Source organism: Bacillus mesophilum (assembly GCF_008923265.1).
In the GTDB taxonomy this organism is placed as follows: domain Bacteria; phylum Bacillota; class Bacilli; order Bacillales; family Cytobacillaceae; genus Cytobacillus; species Cytobacillus mesophilum.
In genome coordinates, this window is sequence record NZ_WBOT01000014.1 from 43,256 (window position 1) to 59,634 (window position 16,379).

Consider the following 16,379-nt stretch of genomic DNA (forward strand, 5'->3'; position numbering starts at 1 on the left):
GGTGTGAAAAGTGTAAATATTTGAATTGGCACGATTTTCTATGATACTATACTATGTAGTTTGTTTACCGTGGGAGGAGGTAAGGGATGAATCGGATCTTCCGTAATACCATCTTTTATTTATTAATATTTTTAGTGATTATAGGGGTTGTCAGCTTCTTTAATGGCGGCAACGAACCAACAGAACCAATGAGCTATGATGAATTTGTTCAAAGACTTGAAAGTGGTGAAATTGAGTCAGTTTCCCTGCAGCCTGAAAGAGGCGTGTTTGCCGTAACAGGTAAATTAACATCTCAAGAAGAAGGTGAACAATTCATTACGTATGTAGCTAATAGCGATTCAGTACTTACTCGAATTGATGCATTAGCAGCAGACACAGAATCAGAAGTGAATATTCAGCCTGCTAAGGAAACAAGCGGCTGGGTGACATTTTTCACCTCAATCATTCCATTTATCATTATTTTTATCCTGTTCTTCTTCCTTTTAAATCAAGCACAGGGCGGCGGCAGCCGAGTAATGAATTTTGGGAAGAGCAAAGCAAAGCTTTATGATGAAAGCAAGAAAAAAGTACGTTTTAAAGACGTTGCTGGTGCAGATGAAGAGAAGCAAGAGCTTGTAGAGGTTGTTGACTTCTTGAAGGATCCGCGCAAATTTGCTGAACTCGGTGCAAGAATCCCTAAAGGAATCCTTTTAGTCGGACCTCCGGGAACTGGTAAAACATTGCTTGCACGTGCTGCGGCAGGTGAAGCTGGTGTGCCATTCTTCTCAATCAGCGGATCTGACTTTGTGGAAATGTTTGTCGGTGTCGGTGCATCCCGTGTTCGTGACTTGTTTGAAAATGCGAAGAAAAATGCGCCATGTATTATCTTTATTGATGAGATTGATGCAGTCGGACGTCAGCGTGGAGCCGGACTTGGCGGCGGTCACGATGAGCGTGAACAAACGCTGAACCAGTTGCTAGTTGAAATGGATGGCTTCGGTGCAAACGAAGGTATCATCATCATCGCAGCAACTAACCGTCCAGATATTCTTGACCCTGCCTTATTGCGTCCAGGACGTTTTGACCGTCAAATTACGGTTGACCGACCAGACGTAACAGGCCGTGAAGCTGTATTAAGAGTACATGCACGCAATAAACCGCTTGATGAATCAGTTAACTTAAAATCCATTGCACAGCGTACACCAGGCTTTTCTGGAGCTGACCTTGAAAACTTATTAAACGAAGCGGCACTGGTAGCTGCTCGCCGAAATAAGAAGAAGGTGGACATGGAGGACGTGGACGAAGCGACCGACCGCGTTATTGCTGGTCCTTCGAAGAAGAGCCGCGTCATCTCAAAGAAAGAAAGAAATATTGTTGCTTTCCACGAAGCTGGTCATACTGTGATCGGAGTTGTGCTTGATGAAGCAGAAATGGTTCATAAAGTAACGATTGTACCTAGAGGCCAGGCAGGCGGATATGCTGTTATGCTTCCAAAAGAAGATCGTTATTTCATGACAAAACCAGAATTGCTTGATAAAATTGTCGGCTTGCTTGGCGGACGTGTTGCTGAGGAGATTGTGTTTGGAGAAGTGAGCACAGGTGCTCATAACGACTTCCAAAGAGCAACAGGCATTGCTCGCCGAATGGTAACAGAATTCGGTATGAGTGATAAGCTTGGACCGCTTCAATTTGGTCAATCCGGGGGCGGGCAAGTATTCCTTGGCAGAGACTTCAATAATGAACAAAACTATTCGGATGCTATTGCATACGAAATTGATTTAGAAATTCAGCGTATTATTAAGGAGTCTTATGAAAGATGTAAGCAGCTTCTTACTGAACACCGCGAGAAGCTAGACCTTATTGCCAATACGCTATTAGATGTTGAGACGCTTGACGCTGAACAAATTAAACACCTTGTTGATCATGGAACACTTCCAGATCGCTCAGCTAAAAAAATCGAAACTTCTAATGATGTGAAAGTAAACATCAACATGAAAAAAGAAGAAACAACAGGTGAAGGTGAAATCACAGAAAGCAGAGAGAATACCTCTCCTGAAGAATCTGTTGATCCTCCAGCCATCGATGAAGAACGCAAATAGATAGCAGAATGCCCCAATGCCATTGACATTGGGGCATTTTTTCATTCCTTCACAGTAAATCAACTCCGAAGAACTCCAGCTGTTTCTCTTCCTGCGATTTTTCAATTACACGATCAGTTGTTAGTTATGGTATGATGTTTGCAGTATAATAGGCAAGAATAAATATAAAGTGGTGAGAATGGTGATTTTTGTTTTTGATGTAGGCAACACGAACATTGTGCTTGGAGTATATGACAAGGATGTGTTAAAACATCACTGGCGTATCGAAACAAACCGTAATAAAACAGAAGATGAATATGGAATGATGGTTAAATCATTATTTGATCATGCAGGATTAAGCTTTAATGAGATCGATGGCATTATTATTTCATCGGTTGTTCCGCCCATTATGTTTTCGCTTGAAAGAATGTGCCAAAAATATTTTCAGCTTAAACCTTTAGTTGTTGGACCTGGGATTAAAACAGGCTTAAATATAAAATACGAGAATCCACGTGAAGTAGGAGCAGATCGAATTGTAAATGCGGTTGCTGCTATACATGAATATGGAAGCCCGCTTGTTGTAGTTGATTTTGGAACAGCTACTACGTACTGCTATATAAATGAACATAAACAGTATATGGGAGGCGCAATTGCCCCAGGAATAGGCATTTCAACAGAGGCTCTATATTCGAGGGCTGCTAAGCTTCCTCGTATTGAAATTGCCCGTCCTGATGGAGTGGTTGGTAAAAATACAGTTTCTGCTATGCAGGCTGGTATTTTTTACGGCTATGTTGGACAGGTTGAAGGAATCGTAAAAAGAATGAAGGACGAATCCGCCGTTCCGCTAACTGTCATTGCAACGGGAGGTCTAGCTACATTAATTGCAAAGGAATCCACGATGATTGATATTGTTGATCCTTTTCTAACCTTAAAAGGATTACAGCTTATTTATAAACGCAACATGGATAGTATAAAAGATAAGGCTTAAATAATTGTTATGGGGCTGATGTGGAATTGCCCTTATGACATTTGAATAAAGGAGAACGAAAAATGAGTGATTATTTAATTAAGGCACTTGCCTATAACGGACAAGTTCGGGCATACGCAGTATCATCTACAGAAACCATTGGAGAAGCACAGCGCCGTCATCAAACATGGCCAACTGCATCAGCAGCTTTAGGAAGGGCAATGTCTGCATCTGTAATGATGGGAGCTATGCTAAAAGGCGAGGAGAAAATTACGGTTAAAATTGAGGGTGGCGGTCCGCTTGGTCCTGTCTTAGTGGATGCCAATGCAAAAGGGGAAGTACGAGGTTATGTGACACATCCTCAAGTACACTTTGATCTAAATGCACAAGGAAAGCTGGACGTTCGCCGAGCTGTTGGAACAGAAGGATTTTTAACGGTCATAAAAGATATTGGGATGCGTGAACATTTTACTGGTCAAGTACCAATCGTTTCTGGTGAATTAGGAGAAGACTTCACCTATTATTTTGCTTCTTCAGAGCAAGTGCCTTCTTCTGTTGCGGTTGGTGTGCTTGTCAATCCTGATAATACCATTCTAGCTGCTGGCGGTTTTATTATTCAGCTGCTTCCAGGTGTAGAGGAAGAGGTTATTTCACATATTGAGAAGCGTCTGACTCAAATCGATCCTGTTTCTAAAATGATTGAAAAGGGCTTAACACCAGAACAAATTTTAGAAGAGGTGCTAGGAAAAGATGAAGTGAAGGTTCTGGAGAAAATGCCTGTAGCCTTTACATGTACTTGTTCAAAAGACCGCTTTTCAAATGCAATCGTAACGCTTGGAGCTGAAGAGATCACAGATATGATCGAATCAGACGGACAAGCTGAGGTGCAATGTCATTTTTGCAATGAAATCTATGTCTTCTCTAAGGAAGAGTTAGAGGAAATGAGAGAGGCTGCGCAGGCTAAATAGAACTAAACATTTACGCAAGCGCACTGTGTTTAGCTTTAGTGTTTTTCTATAGGGAGAGGGAAGAATGAAAAAACAGCATTTATGGCTGATCATTGCTGCTTTAATCATAACAAATGGCGTCACTCTCACCTTTCTTCTTTCCGGTGAAAGCAAAAAGGGAAGTGAGGTTGTCGCAACCATCGGCAATCAGGAAATAACAAGACAAGAATGGCTCAGTGAGATTGAATTAAAATATGGAAAAGATGTATTAGATGAACTGGTAAGTGAAGAGGTTATTAGTCAAGCTGGAGAAAAATATGATATTTCCATTTCACAGGAAGATATTGATCGTGAAATGAAAATGATGAAAACCGCATATGGTCCAGTAGGTGATTATACCCTATATGATGAAGAGAAGCTTGCTGAGCAAATCGAAAATAGCTTAATTTTAGAAGAGCTGCTGACGAAAGATGCGGATATTTCAGAGGGAGAATTGGAACGTTATTATGAAGAAAACCGTGCAATGTTCACGTTTCCTGATTCTTATCATATTTCTAAAATTGTCGTTAAAACCAAAGAAGAAGCAGAACAGACACTGCAAGAGCTTGGACAGGGATCCAGCTTCTCAGTACTGGCAATGGAACGCTCGATTGATGAGTTCACCGCGAGTCAAGGTGGAGACGCCGGTTTTGTCGGTGCTGATACCGAACATGTTAGTGAATCGATGCTAGATGAAATTAGTTCACTAAAGCCTGGCGAGTGGAGCGAAGCAATTGAAGTAGAGGATGGTTATGTGATTATGCTGCTTCATGAGTATATGGAAGAAGAGTCCTATGATTATCAGGATGTAAAAGCACAAATCCGCCGTCAGCTGGCTATTGAGCAGATGGATACACCAGTCTCTGCAAGACCTTTCTGGGATGAAGCAGAAGTTGAATGGTTTTATGATGAGACACAATAACACGGAGATGAACTCCGTGTTATTTTTTTCTGTTAAAACGGAAAGAATCCCAGTTGCAGGAGTATGATATATATTAGGCTTATGCTGACTTTTTTATCATAAAAAAGTGCTGCAACTCTGCAAAATAATTGACTTTTCAGTCATCAATTGGTAAGTTTTAATAAAACCAATAAAAATACTCGGAATAAGAGGTGGGAATATGGTACGTGTAGCAAATTCAATCACTGAATTAGTTGGACAGACGCCAATTGTAAAGTTAAACCGAATTGTTGATAATGAATCTGCTGAAGTTTATCTGAAATTAGAATACATGAACCCTGGCAGCAGTGTAAAAGACCGAATTGCTCTTGCGATGATTGAAGCTGCAGAAGAAAACGGCGGTCTTAAAGAAGGAGATACCATCATAGAGCCGACAAGTGGAAACACAGGAATTGGCTTGGCAATGGTGGCTGCCGCAAAAGGATATAAAAGCATTCTCGTTATGCCGGAAACAATGAGCATGGAGCGCCGCAACCTGCTTCGTGCATATGGAGCGGAATTAGTGTTAACTCCAGGACCGGAAGGCATGGGCGGAGCGATCCGCAAAGCGGAAGAGCTATCAAAGGAACACGGCTACTTTATGCCGCAGCAGTTTAAAAATGAATCAAACCCAGAAGTTCACCGTTTAACAACAGGCAAGGAAATTACAGAGCAAATGGGCGATCAGCTTGATGCATTTATTTCGGGAATTGGTACAGGCGGAACCATTACTGGTGCAGGTGACGTGTTAAAAGAGAAATATGAAAATATTAAAATTTATGCAGTTGAGCCTTCTGATTCTCCTGTTCTATCTGGAGGAAAGCCAGGTCCGCATAAAATCCAAGGAATTGGAGCGGGGTTTGTTCCTGATATCCTAAATACAAAAATTTATGATGAGATTATTAAGGTCGAAAATGAAACGGCTTTTGAATATGCCCGCCGTGCAGCTAAGGAAGAAGGAATTCTTGGAGGCATTTCATCTGGAGCAGCCATTTATGCGGCTTTGCAGGTAGCAAAAGAACTAGGCAAAGGAAAAAAAGTTCTTGCCATCATTCCAAGTAACGGTGAGAGATATTTAAGCACACCGCTGTATCAATTTGAAAATGAATAAAATTGCTTACTAGAGTGTATTAGGCAGCTTTCTCAGAAAGCTGTCTTTTTGCTGTTTCATGAATGCTACATTCATGATTTAAGGATCCATTCACAATTGCTCCGATTTAATGCCGCATTTTCTTAGTTCCCTAAAAGCAAAGGCTAACAGAGCACGGTGTGAAAATTATGAAATTTATTACTTGCAAAACTATATTATACGCCATATAATATGAATGAATATAATAATATACGGCATATAGTATTATACAAGAACAGGAGGTGCTCACATGTCGTTCCAGCTAGGTTCATCTTTACTTGATGCATGTGTTCTTGCTGTCTTAGCCAAAGAGGATGCATATGGTTATTCTCTTACTCAACAGGTGCGTGAAGTAATGGATATCTCAGAATCTACACTTTATCCTGTGCTGCGCAGGCTGCAGAAGAAATCATACTTAACGACCTATGACCAGCCTTATCAAGGGAGAAATCGCAGGTATTATCAAATTACTGCGAGCGGGATTGAAAGATATGAAGAATTGCTTCAAGAGTGGATGGATTATAAGAATAAAATCGATTCTGTTTTATTAGGAGGAGGGGAAAATGATGGGTAGAGAAGAATATTTAAAGAAACTACGTTCAAAAATCAGGAAAATGCCAAAAGAAGAAATAGAAGCGGCAATTGAGTATTATGATGAATATTTTGAAGAGGCAGGAGAAGATTCAGATGATTCGGTTATAAAAAGGTTAGGATCACCTTCTAGCGTTGCAGCTCAAATTCTGGCTGACCATGCTGTAAAAGATTTGGATGCTGAAACAAGGTCGGCAAAGAAGAGCTTATCTTCCATCTGGTTTATCATACTGGCTATATTTGCTGCGCCAATCGGGCTGCCTCTGCTGCTTGTTCTTTTTCTTCTAATACTCACTTTAATTATTGTTTGTGCAGTGACTATATTTACCCTCTTTCTATTTGTAGCTGTTTTGCCTATCTCAGGTCTATTCAGCATTATAGCTGGCTTTGGCGTGCTGTTGCAGCACTGGCAAACATCTCTGTTCTTCATCGGAATTGGCTCTCTTGCAATAGGCATTGGAATGCTCCTGTATCAGCCTGTTGTATTATTTTCAAAAAAGACCTCTATCGCAATCGTTTCATTATTAAAAAGAGTGTTTGATAAGGCGACATATAAATATAAGGGGGTTTTGAGATGAAGCAATCTAAAAGACCCAGTAAACGAATAGCCATTTATTTAATTGCGGCTGGAATTCTTCTCGCCTGTACAGGGGCTGCAGCAGGATCAAAGTTTTCGATTATTAACACAAGTGAGGGTTTCAAAGCAGCGGGAGAAGAGGATCTTCAGCAAGAAGAATGGTCATTAGAGGAGTTTAATAATATTGATATAAATTTAAATGATGCAGATATTGAGGTCCTGCCCTCAACGGAATATAAAATAGAGATTGAACGATTAGAAAGCAGAAAAGTATCCCATTATGTCGAGGATGATACACTTTTTATAGAAGAGGAAAACGCAAGACCCAGCTTTTTTATGATGAATTTTGCTTTTGTAAGCTATAGCACAAAAGTGAAAGTGTATGTGCCGGAAACTCTTGAAGATATAAAGATTGATCATCATTTTGGGGATCTGACTCTGGGAGGAGTAGAATCAAACTTTATCTTGATATCCAAGGAGGATGGAGATATAGAGATTCATAACATACAATCAAAGCAGCTGGCTATTCAAAATAGCTATGGCGACATAACAGGCTCCGATTTAAAGATAGATCAGCTTGATCTGCAATTAAACGATGGAAATGTAAAACTGGATTCCATTGATGCAGCAAGCGCTGCGTTTAAAAATAAATTTGGGGATACCACGCTTCAAGATTATACTAGCCAAGAGACGTATTTAGAAAGTACTGATGGAGACCTTCACATCGGTGGAGAGCTCTTAGGGGATTCGACAATTACTTCGAGCTATGGTGATATTCATTTGAGTTTAGTCAATAAACAAGCAGAATTAAATTACGACATTGAAAATGAGTATGGTGATATCTCTATTAATGGCCAAGAATACGTCGATAAGGCTTCAAACCATAATGATTCTGATCATAAATTAACAGTTAGTTCAAAAGATGGCGATGTTGAAATGGAAGTAAACTAACTATGCCCTAACATCTTAGGTGAATAAATTTTAAGCAGTCTTCAATTCCCTGAAGGCTGCTTTTATTTCGGGGAAAAGTTTAATGCGCCATTTCTCTTAAAATCGGACTTTCTTCTAAACAGCAGGCTCATTGCAAAACAACATTCGCTTTTTTAAAAACATGTTATTATTTAGAGGGTTATACTTATCTTAAAGAGGGTGTTTTAATGGGGTATAAGGTATATGCAAAAAAGGAATCCATTTCATATAAACAATTCTACAGCAGATATAGATTCCTCTCAGAATCTTGTGCACAGCATGTTATTCTGGAAAGCGGCAGAGGCGGAAGATACAGCATTGCTGCTTTTGAGCCTGAAGTGATTTTAAAGGGGAAAGATCATCAGCTTGAGATTGTAACAGGCGAGAAAAAAGAAATTATCAAAGGAAATCCGCTTCATAGTATGAAACAATGGCTGGAAGCATATAAAGTTGAACCGATCAGTGAACTCCCCGATTTTCAAGGTGGAGCAATTGGATATATTAGTTATGAGTATGGTCGTTACATTGAAAAGCTGCCTGCTCTTTCGGAAGATGATCTTCATTTACCGGACATTCATTTTCTTATTCACAATGAGTGGTTTGTATATGATCATCAAGAAGAAGTATTGTGGATGTTATTGCTATATAAAGAGGAAGAAGCGGACAAGCTGCCTGAACGTGAAGCTTTATGGATGAAGCGGTGGCGAGGATCTGCTGAAGTGCATGAGGAATCGAAGCATCATGATCCTCCTGAACAGCGCCTGGAAGTATCCATGAGTGAGGAAGAGTTTATAAAGGCAGTTGAAAGAATACAAGAATACATAGCTGCTGGAGACGTTTTTCAGGTCAATTTGTCTGTTCGTCAAAGTAAGCCGCTAAATGTTAAAGCCATTGAGGTGTATGATCAGCTTAGAGTCCTTAATCCTTCCCCGTATATGGGATATTTTCAAACAGATGAATATGAGCTTGTCAGCGGGTCGCCTGAGCTGCTCGTGAAAAAGAAAGGCGGCACGGTCAGCACAAGGCCGATTGCCGGCACCAGATCTCGAGGGAAAGATGAACTTGATGACCTCCGGCTTGCAAATGAATTGATTGAAAATGAGAAGGAGCGGGCAGAGCATGTGATGCTTGTTGATCTTGAAAGAAATGATCTTGGCAGAGTCTGCGAATATGGAACAGTGGAAGTGGACGAGTTTATGGTCATTGAAAAGTACTCACACGTCATGCACATTGTTTCGAATGTGAAAGGAAAGATTGCTGAAGGAAAGCATGGTGTTGATCTAATTGATGCGGCTTTTCCGGGAGGTACGATTACTGGGGCTCCAAAGGTGCGTACGATGGAAATCATTGAGGAACTCGAACCGGTGCGCCGGGGAGTCTATACAGGTTCATTAGGATGGATGAATTTCAGCGGCGATCTTGAATTAAATATCATTATTCGCACGATGCTTATAAAAGATGGCATGGCTCATGTGCAGGCAGGAGCTGGAATTGTCATCGACTCTAATCCGAGAAATGAATATAAAGAATCGATGAAGAAGGCAATTGCTCTATGGAAAGCAAAAGAAGCAGCAGAAGAAGCTAAAGGAGCATTACAATGATTTTAATGATCGATAACTACGATTCATTCACGTATAACCTCGTTCAATATTTAGGTGAAATGGGACATGAATTAGTTGTAAAACGAAACGATGAAATATCAATCGAAGAGATTAGAAACCTGAAGCCAGCTTATATTATGATCTCCCCAGGGCCGTGCAGTCCCAATGAGGCAGGTATAAGCTTAGAAGTGATCACTGCTTTTGCGGGGGTTATTCCGATCTTTGGTGTTTGTTTAGGACAGCAGGCTATTGCCCAGGCATTCGGAGGAGAAGTAGTGCGTGCTGAAAAGCTGATGCATGGGAAAACGTCTCCTGTTTATCATGATGGTCAGACAGTCTTTAACACACTATCAAACCCGTTTACGGCGACAAGATACCACTCGTTAATCGTTAAAAAAGAAACCTTGCCATCCTGTCTGGAAGTATCAGCCTGGACAGAAGAAGGAGAAATTATGGCCATTCGCCATAAAGAGCTTCCAGTGGAGGGCGTGCAATTCCACCCTGAATCGATCATGACCGCTGAAGGGAAGGAATTGCTGAGAAATTTCTTCTGTACAGGAGTTACTGAAGTAAAAGAGGTGTAGATATGTATATCTATTTAAATGGCCAAATGGTTAAGCAAGAGGATGCCATGATCTCTCCATTTGACCATGGATTTTTATATGGAATGGGCCTCTTTGAGACGTTTCGGATCTATGACGGGCATCCCTTTTTGCTGAAAGATCACTTAGAGCGCCTCCGCCATGGACTAGAGACTATGAATATCCGCAGTCAGTTCAGTGATGAAGGAGTACAAACTGTATTAGAAGAGTTGCTGGAGAAAAACCAAATATCTAATGCTTATATTCGTATGAATGTTTCCGCAGGTGCAGGTGAAATTGGTTTAAGAGCGGCACCGTATTCTGAACCGAATATGATTATTTTTGCAAAGGAATTACCTGAACAAGCTGTTACTCATGAAAAAGAGATTGTGGTATTAAATCTCCGGCGCAATACGCCTGAAGGTGAAATAAGGTTAAAATCTCACCATTATATGAACAATCTTTTAGCTAAACAAGAGTTAGGTGATGACTCAAAAAAGGAAGGGCTGTTTTTAACAGAAGGCGGATTTGCCGCAGAAGGAATTGCATCTAATATCTTTTGGATAAAGGGGGAAACACTTTACTCTCCCTCAGTCGATTTAGGTATTTTAAATGGAATTACGCGTCTATTCGTGATGAGGCTTGCTGAAAAGAACGGACTATCAGTTGAGGAGGGGCACTATTTGCCTTCAGCTCTTACCGAGGCAGATGAGATATTTGTAACCAATTCTATTCAGGAGATTGTCCCGGTTTCAGCTTTTGAAAATGGTGTAATGCCGGGTATGGATGGAAAGTATACGATGCTTTTATCCTATCAGTATAAGAGTTTAACCTCGCAGCTGTTAAGCCGGCATGAATTATAGGAGGGCAAAGAATGCAAAAAAATAGTTTAAACTGTGGTCCCTATACTCTGGATTATGGCAAGAAAACGCTGATTATGGGGATTTTGAATACCACACCAGACTCTTTTTCAGATGGAGGAAAATATAACCATGCAGAAGCGGCGGTTATCAGGGCGCAGGAGATGGTGGATGCTGGAGCAGATATCATTGATATCGGCGGAGAGTCGACAAGACCGGGACATACGGCTGTTTCAGTAGAGGAAGAACTTCAGAGAGTCATTCCAGTGATTGAAGCTGTCTCTTCTAAAGTTAAAGTTCCTATTTCAGTGGATACATATAAGGCGGAAGTGGCCAAACAGGCGATCAGAGCTGGAGCTCATATTATTAATGATGTGTGGGGAGCGAAAGCGGACGAAGGCATGGCCGCTGTTGCAGCGGATACGGGAGCACCGATTGTCCTCATGCATAATCGTACTGATATGTCTTACACTGACTTTCACAGGGATGTCCTAAATGACTTATTTGAAAGCATCATGCTTGCCAAAAAGGCAGGAGTAAAGGATGAACAAATCATTCTCGATCCGGGCATTGGTTTTGCAAAGGATTTAACATACAACCTTGAAATGATGAGGAATCTGGATAAGCTTGTCGATATCGGCTATCCGGTTTTGCTGGGCACGTCTAAAAAGAGCATAATCGGACAAGTGCTTAATTTGCCGATAAACGAGCGCACCGAAGGCACTGGAGCGACAATATGCTATGGCATACAGAAGGGCTGCCAAATCATTCGCATTCATGATGTGAAGGAAATGGCGAGAATGGCTAAAATGATGGATGCTCTTTGCGGAAAGGGTGAATATAATGGATAAAATCTATGTGAATAAGATGAATTTTTATGGATATCATGGCGTTTTTCCTGAAGAAACAAAGCTAGGGCAGCGATTTATCGTGGATTTAACGGTAGAAACAGACTTGGGCCAGGCCGGAAAAACCGATCAGCTTGATGATTCAATTAACTATGGGGAGCTTTATGAAGTTTGTAAGCAAATTGTGGAGGGGAAGCCTTATAAGCTTGTTGAAGCGGTAGCTGAATCAATTGCTGAAGCTTTATTACTGCGTTTCAGTTCAATTGATTCCCTTACGGTAAAAGTAATTAAGCCAGATCCTCCTATTCCAGGACATTATGAATCCGTTGCAGTAGAGATTACGAGGTCCCGGTCATGAACACTGCTTTTATTTCTTTGGGCTCTAATATAGGAGACCGATTCTCTTATTTGCAGGATGCCATTGAAATGTTAACGTCAAATAAAAAAATAAATATGGTAAATTACTCCTCTGTTTATGAAACAGATCCGGTGGGCTATGAAGATCAAGATCGGTTTCTAAATATGGTCATCCAGGTAGATACGGAACTTAGTCCTTATGAATTGTTAGAAACATGCTTGGCGGCTGAGCAGGAACTTGGAAGAAAACGGCTGATCAAATGGGGTCCCCGGACAATAGACCTTGACATCCTGCTATATAATCAAGAAAATATTGAATCAGAGAAGCTAACTGTTCCTCATCCGCGGATACAAGAAAGAGCTTTTGTTATGATACCTCTTTTAGAGATAAAGCCTGACATCACCCTTCCGGCGATGGACATGCCTCTGCGTATATTGGCTGAGGAGATTCCAGACAAAAAAGGAGTTCAAATATGGAAGCGGAAAAATGGGGAAGACGCATTCGCGCTTTTCGAAAGCTGAAGGGTTTTACACAAGAAACCTTTGCGCGCGAAATTGGAATATCAGTATCAATCCTCGGAGAAATTGAGAGAGGAAATAGGATGCCGAGCGAGCAGCTCCTTATGAAGATCAGTGATGTGCTGAAAACGTCAGTTGATGAGATTGCTCCAAAGGAATAATAATAGATAAAGAAGGAGGTACCACTATGCTTAAAATTGGCGATATTGAAATGAAAAACCGAGTTGTGCTGGCACCAATGGCTGGCATCTGCAACTCTGCTTTTCGTCTGACGGTTAAAGAATTTGGTGCCGGCCTGGTTTGTGCGGAAATGGTTAGTGATAAAGGCATTGTTTTTCAAAATGAAAAAACGTTAAATATGCTCTATATCGACGAACAGGAAAAGCCGCTTAGTCTGCAGATTTTTGGCGGAGAGAAAGATACGCTTGTACAAGCTGCCAAATTTGTTGACCAAAATACCAATGCGGATATCATTGATATAAACATGGGCTGCCCGGTGCCGAAAATCACAAAATGTGATGCGGGTGCAAAGTGGCTATTAGACCCGGATAAAATCTATGAAATGGTTGCAGCGGTAACAGATGCTGTTGAAAAGCCGGTTACAGTAAAAATGCGAATGGGATGGGATGATAACCATATTTATGCTGTCCGTAATGCACAGGCAATTGAACGGGCTGGCGGGAAAGCTGTTTCCCTTCATGGCCGTACACGCGTGCAGATGTATGAAGGAACAGCAAACTGGGACATTATCCGTGAAGTAAAGCAAAGCATTGGGATTCCGCTCATTGGGAATGGTGATGTAAAAACACCTCAGGATGCAAAGCGGATGCTTGATGAAACTGGCTGTGACGGTGTCATGATTGGACGGGCAGCCTTAGGGAATCCTTGGATGATCTATCAGACGGTAAAATATTTGGATTCAGGCGAATTGATCGACGAACCATCAGTGCGAGAAAAAATGGATGTATGTATCCTGCATCTTGACCGCCTGGCTGCATTGAAGGGCGAGCATATTGCGGTAAGAGAGATGAGAAAGCATACCGCATGGTACCTGAAGGGGATCCGCGGAAATGCAAGATTCCGCAATGCTGTTAATGAAAGTGATACTCGTGATGAACTTGTTGCCATTTTAAATGCTATTGTCTTGGATGCAGAAGAAAAAGAGCGCATGGAGTCACAGGCTGGCTAATGCTGTTTGACATGGAAAATTTCTTTGCCTATAATAGCTTTGATTAGACAACTGCCAGTGGATGAACTGGCAGTTTTTTATTATCCAGGCTGGAAAATGCTTTTCAACTTCAAGTTTATTGGAAATAAAAGTACTAGAACATTCAATTTTTAATCAATTATGCTGTCTGTTTGAATCATATTGTGTAAAATAATAAACATGTACTGAAAATGTGATACTTCGCCTAGTGCGTTACATATTTCACGAATGAAAAAATGGAGATGATATAAGTGAGTCAGAGTCATGAAGAATTAAATGACCAATTAAGAGTAAGACGCGAAAAAATGCAAAACTTGCGTGATAAAGGAATGGATCCTTTCGGCAAACGCTTTGACCGTTCACATCAATCCGATGTATTAATAGATCAGTATGGCGGTCTTGAAAAAGAAGAGATTGAAGAGAAGAATGTTTCTGTCACACTAGCGGGCAGAATTATGACAAAGCGCGGAAAAGGGAAAGCTGGATTTGCTCATATCCAGGATCTGACTGGCCAAATTCAGATCTATGTCCGCAAGGATGCGATTGGTGAAGAAAGCTACGCTATCTTTGAAACTGCTGATCTTGGGGATATTGTAGGGGTTACTGGTACACTTTTTAAAACTAAAGTAGGGGAGCTTTCAATTAAAGTAGAAGAATTTGTTCTTTTAACAAAATCTCTGCGTCCGCTTCCTGAAAAGTTCCATGGACTTAAGGATGTTGAGCAGCGCTATCGTCAGCGTTACCTTGACCTTATTATGAGCCAGGAAAGTAAAGCAACATTTGTAGCCAGAAGCCGCATTATCCAAGAAATGAGACGCTATCTTGATTCTAATGGTTATCTTGAAGTGGAAACACCAATGATGCATTCAATTGCTGGCGGAGCTTCTGCAAGACCATTTATTACACATCACAATGCTCTGGACATGCAGCTTTATATGCGTATTGCCATCGAACTTCATCTTAAAAGACTGATTGTTGGCGGACTTGAGAAGGTTTATGAAATCGGCCGTGTTTTCCGAAACGAAGGAGTATCTACTCGTCATAACCCTGAGTTTACGATGATTGAGCTGTATGAAGCATATGCGGATTACAGAGATATCATGAGTCTGACAGAAAACATGATTGCTCATATTGCAAAACAGGTTCTTGGCACAACGGTTATTCAGTATGGTGACTATGAAGTAGACTTAACACCGGAATGGACAAGACTTCATATGGTAGATGCCATTAAAGAATATACAGGGGTAGACTTCTGGAAAGAAATGAGCAAGGAAGAAGCGGGTGCTCTTGCGAAGGAGCATGGTGTTGAAATTACAGAACATATGCAATACGGGCATATTGTAAATGAATTCTTTGAACAAAAAGTAGAAGAGAAGTTAATTCAGCCAACCTTTATTTACGGTCACCCGGTTGAAATCTCTCCTCTTGCAAAGAAAAACGATGAAGATCCGCGTTTTACAGATCGTTTTGAGTTATTCATTGTGGCTCGCGAACATGCTAATGCTTTCACGGAGCTCAATGATCCAATTGATCAGCGTGAACGATTCGAAGCACAATTAAAAGAGCGTGAGCAGGGTAATGATGAAGCACATATGATGGATGATGACTTTATTGAAGCATTAGAGTATGGTATGCCGCCAACAGGCGGACTGGGGATCGGCATCGATCGTCTAGTCATGCTCTTAACAAACTCTCCTTCTATTAGAGACGTGCTTTTATTCCCGTTAATGCGTCACCGCTAATCTATAGTATAGGAAAGACAGGGCAGATGCTCTGTCTTTTTTCTTTATATAAGAAGGTGTGAGTCAAGGTCATCTATTATTGAAGTGAGTTGGTTTAGATTCTTCTTATCTTATAAATTGGTGTAGTGAATTATATGAATATTTTTTTATTATCATTTATGAAAAAAAGTTTAATAAACATGTTGCACACTCGTCAGTATGGTGGTATATTAATATCTGTTGCTGCGAGAGAGCGGCACAAACGAAAAAATAAATTAAAAAAGTTGTTGACTTGATCATCTGGTTGTGATAATATTTAAAAGTCGCACTCGTGACAAACGAACAACAAAAATTGCTCTTTGAAAACTGAACGAACAATAAAACGTCAACGTTTAAAAAGATTCTTCGGAATCAACAATGTACATTATGTACACAAGAGCTAATCAACTCTTTCTTGGAGAGTTTGATC

17 protein-coding genes are annotated in these 16,379 nt (G+C 40.7%); all 17 read left to right on the forward strand.

The features are described 5' to 3' along the window. The first annotated feature begins 86 nt into the window (after window positions 1-86). The 17 genes from ftsH (at window position 87) to lysS (ending at window position 15,931) form a co-directional block, all read left to right on the forward strand. Window positions 87-2,078 carry an ATP-dependent zinc metalloprotease FtsH gene (gene ftsH / locus F7732_RS21930; RefSeq protein ID WP_151576145.1) on the forward strand — a complete coding sequence of 664 codons (1,992 nt, stop codon included), beginning with the start codon at window positions 87-89 and terminating at the stop codon, window positions 2,076-2,078. A 181-nt stretch (window positions 2,079-2,259) separates the two neighbouring features. Beyond that, complete coding sequence (locus F7732_RS21935; protein WP_192913075.1) at window positions 2,260-3,045, forward strand: type III pantothenate kinase; 786 nt, start codon at window positions 2,260-2,262, stop codon at window positions 3,043-3,045. A 62-nt stretch (window positions 3,046-3,107) separates the two neighbouring features. After that, window positions 3,108-3,992: an Hsp33 family molecular chaperone HslO gene (hslO, locus tag F7732_RS21940; protein ID WP_066441693.1), complete on the forward strand. Its 885-nt coding sequence runs from the start codon at window positions 3,108-3,110 to the stop codon at window positions 3,990-3,992. A 64-nt stretch (window positions 3,993-4,056) separates the two neighbouring features. Continuing rightward, entirely contained in the window at window positions 4,057-4,932 is an 876-nt protein-coding gene (locus F7732_RS21945; RefSeq protein WP_151576147.1) for a peptidyl-prolyl cis-trans isomerase, read from the forward strand. Between the two features lie 199 nt (window positions 4,933-5,131). Then, window positions 5,132-6,061, forward strand: a complete 930-nt coding sequence (gene cysK, locus F7732_RS21950; RefSeq protein WP_151576148.1) for a cysteine synthase A — start codon at window positions 5,132-5,134, stop codon at window positions 6,059-6,061. A 268-nt stretch (window positions 6,062-6,329) separates the two neighbouring features. Beyond that, window positions 6,330-6,653: a PadR family transcriptional regulator gene (locus F7732_RS21955; RefSeq protein ID WP_151576149.1), complete on the forward strand. Its 324-nt coding sequence runs from the start codon at window positions 6,330-6,332 to the stop codon at window positions 6,651-6,653. Continuing rightward, window positions 6,643-7,248 (forward strand): DUF1700 domain-containing protein, encoded by a 606-nt coding sequence (locus F7732_RS21960; protein WP_240056704.1) that lies wholly within the window; start codon window positions 6,643-6,645, stop codon window positions 7,246-7,248. The genes F7732_RS21955 and F7732_RS21960 overlap by 11 nt, the downstream gene beginning before the upstream one ends. After that, window positions 7,245-8,198, forward strand: coding sequence for a DUF4097 family beta strand repeat-containing protein (locus F7732_RS21965; RefSeq protein WP_151576151.1), 954 nt, complete (start codon window positions 7,245-7,247; stop codon window positions 8,196-8,198). Before F7732_RS21960 ends, F7732_RS21965 begins: the two co-directional genes overlap by 4 nt. 206 nt (window positions 8,199-8,404) lie before the next feature. Further along, window positions 8,405-9,817: an anthranilate synthase component I family protein gene (locus tag F7732_RS21970; protein WP_151576152.1), complete on the forward strand. Its 1,413-nt coding sequence runs from the start codon at window positions 8,405-8,407 to the stop codon at window positions 9,815-9,817. Continuing rightward, complete coding sequence (gene pabA, locus F7732_RS21975; protein WP_151576153.1) at window positions 9,814-10,401, forward strand: aminodeoxychorismate/anthranilate synthase component II; 588 nt, start codon at window positions 9,814-9,816, stop codon at window positions 10,399-10,401. Before F7732_RS21970 ends, pabA begins: the two co-directional genes overlap by 4 nt. 2 nt (window positions 10,402-10,403) lie before the next feature. Next, window positions 10,404-11,261, forward strand: a complete 858-nt coding sequence (gene pabC / locus F7732_RS21980; RefSeq protein WP_151576154.1) for an aminodeoxychorismate lyase — start codon at window positions 10,404-10,406, stop codon at window positions 11,259-11,261. 11 nt (window positions 11,262-11,272) lie between these two features. Further along, window positions 11,273-12,109, forward strand: coding sequence for a dihydropteroate synthase (gene folP, locus F7732_RS21985; RefSeq protein WP_151576155.1), 837 nt, complete (start codon window positions 11,273-11,275; stop codon window positions 12,107-12,109). Continuing rightward, window positions 12,102-12,464, forward strand: coding sequence for a dihydroneopterin aldolase (gene folB, locus F7732_RS21990; protein ID WP_151576156.1), 363 nt, complete (start codon window positions 12,102-12,104; stop codon window positions 12,462-12,464). Before folP ends, folB begins: the two co-directional genes overlap by 8 nt. Continuing rightward, the gene (folK, locus tag F7732_RS21995; protein WP_066441663.1) at window positions 12,461-12,985 is read left to right on the forward strand and encodes a 2-amino-4-hydroxy-6-hydroxymethyldihydropteridine diphosphokinase; all 525 of its coding nucleotides are present in this window, start codon (window positions 12,461-12,463) and stop codon (window positions 12,983-12,985) included. The genes folB and folK overlap by 4 nt, the downstream gene beginning before the upstream one ends. Further along, the gene (locus F7732_RS22000) at window positions 12,937-13,143 is read left to right on the forward strand and encodes a helix-turn-helix domain-containing protein (protein ID WP_151576157.1); all 207 of its coding nucleotides are present in this window, start codon (window positions 12,937-12,939) and stop codon (window positions 13,141-13,143) included. Before folK ends, F7732_RS22000 begins: the two co-directional genes overlap by 49 nt. Window positions 13,144-13,169: 26 nt before the next feature. Beyond that, a complete protein-coding gene (gene dusB, locus F7732_RS22005; RefSeq protein WP_151576158.1) occupies window positions 13,170-14,171 on the forward strand; it encodes a tRNA dihydrouridine synthase DusB in 1,002 nt (333 codons plus the stop codon). Between the two features lie 269 nt (window positions 14,172-14,440). Beyond that, complete coding sequence (gene lysS / locus F7732_RS22010; RefSeq protein WP_151576159.1) at window positions 14,441-15,931, forward strand: lysine--tRNA ligase; 1,491 nt, start codon at window positions 14,441-14,443, stop codon at window positions 15,929-15,931. Window positions 15,932-16,379 lie beyond the last annotated feature (448 nt).

Coding starts and splice junctions, on each gene's coding strand:
- cysK (WP_151576148.1), top strand. CDS start 5,132: ATGGTACGTGTAGCAAATTCAATCACTGAATTAGTTGGACAGACGCCA.
- F7732_RS21955 (WP_151576149.1), top strand. CDS start 6,330: ATGTCGTTCCAGCTAGGTTCATCTTTACTTGATGCATGTGTTCTTGCT.
- F7732_RS21965 (WP_151576151.1), top strand. CDS start 7,245: ATGAAGCAATCTAAAAGACCCAGTAAACGAATAGCCATTTATTTAATT.
- F7732_RS21960 (WP_240056704.1), top strand. CDS start 6,643: ATGATGGGTAGAGAAGAATATTTAAAGAAACTACGTTCAAAAATCAGG.
- folK (WP_066441663.1), top strand. CDS start 12,461: ATGAACACTGCTTTTATTTCTTTGGGCTCTAATATAGGAGACCGATTC.
- pabA (WP_151576153.1), top strand. CDS start 9,814: ATGATTTTAATGATCGATAACTACGATTCATTCACGTATAACCTCGTT.
- dusB (WP_151576158.1), top strand. CDS start 13,170: ATGCTTAAAATTGGCGATATTGAAATGAAAAACCGAGTTGTGCTGGCA.
- folB (WP_151576156.1), top strand. CDS start 12,102: ATGGATAAAATCTATGTGAATAAGATGAATTTTTATGGATATCATGGC.
- ftsH (WP_151576145.1), top strand. CDS start 87: ATGAATCGGATCTTCCGTAATACCATCTTTTATTTATTAATATTTTTA.
- F7732_RS22000 (WP_151576157.1), top strand. CDS start 12,937: ATGGAAGCGGAAAAATGGGGAAGACGCATTCGCGCTTTTCGAAAGCTG.
- F7732_RS21970 (WP_151576152.1), top strand. CDS start 8,405: ATGGGGTATAAGGTATATGCAAAAAAGGAATCCATTTCATATAAACAA.
- hslO (WP_066441693.1), top strand. CDS start 3,108: ATGAGTGATTATTTAATTAAGGCACTTGCCTATAACGGACAAGTTCGG.
- F7732_RS21945 (WP_151576147.1), top strand. CDS start 4,057: ATGAAAAAACAGCATTTATGGCTGATCATTGCTGCTTTAATCATAACA.
- pabC (WP_151576154.1), top strand. CDS start 10,404: ATGTATATCTATTTAAATGGCCAAATGGTTAAGCAAGAGGATGCCATG.
- folP (WP_151576155.1), top strand. CDS start 11,273: ATGCAAAAAAATAGTTTAAACTGTGGTCCCTATACTCTGGATTATGGC.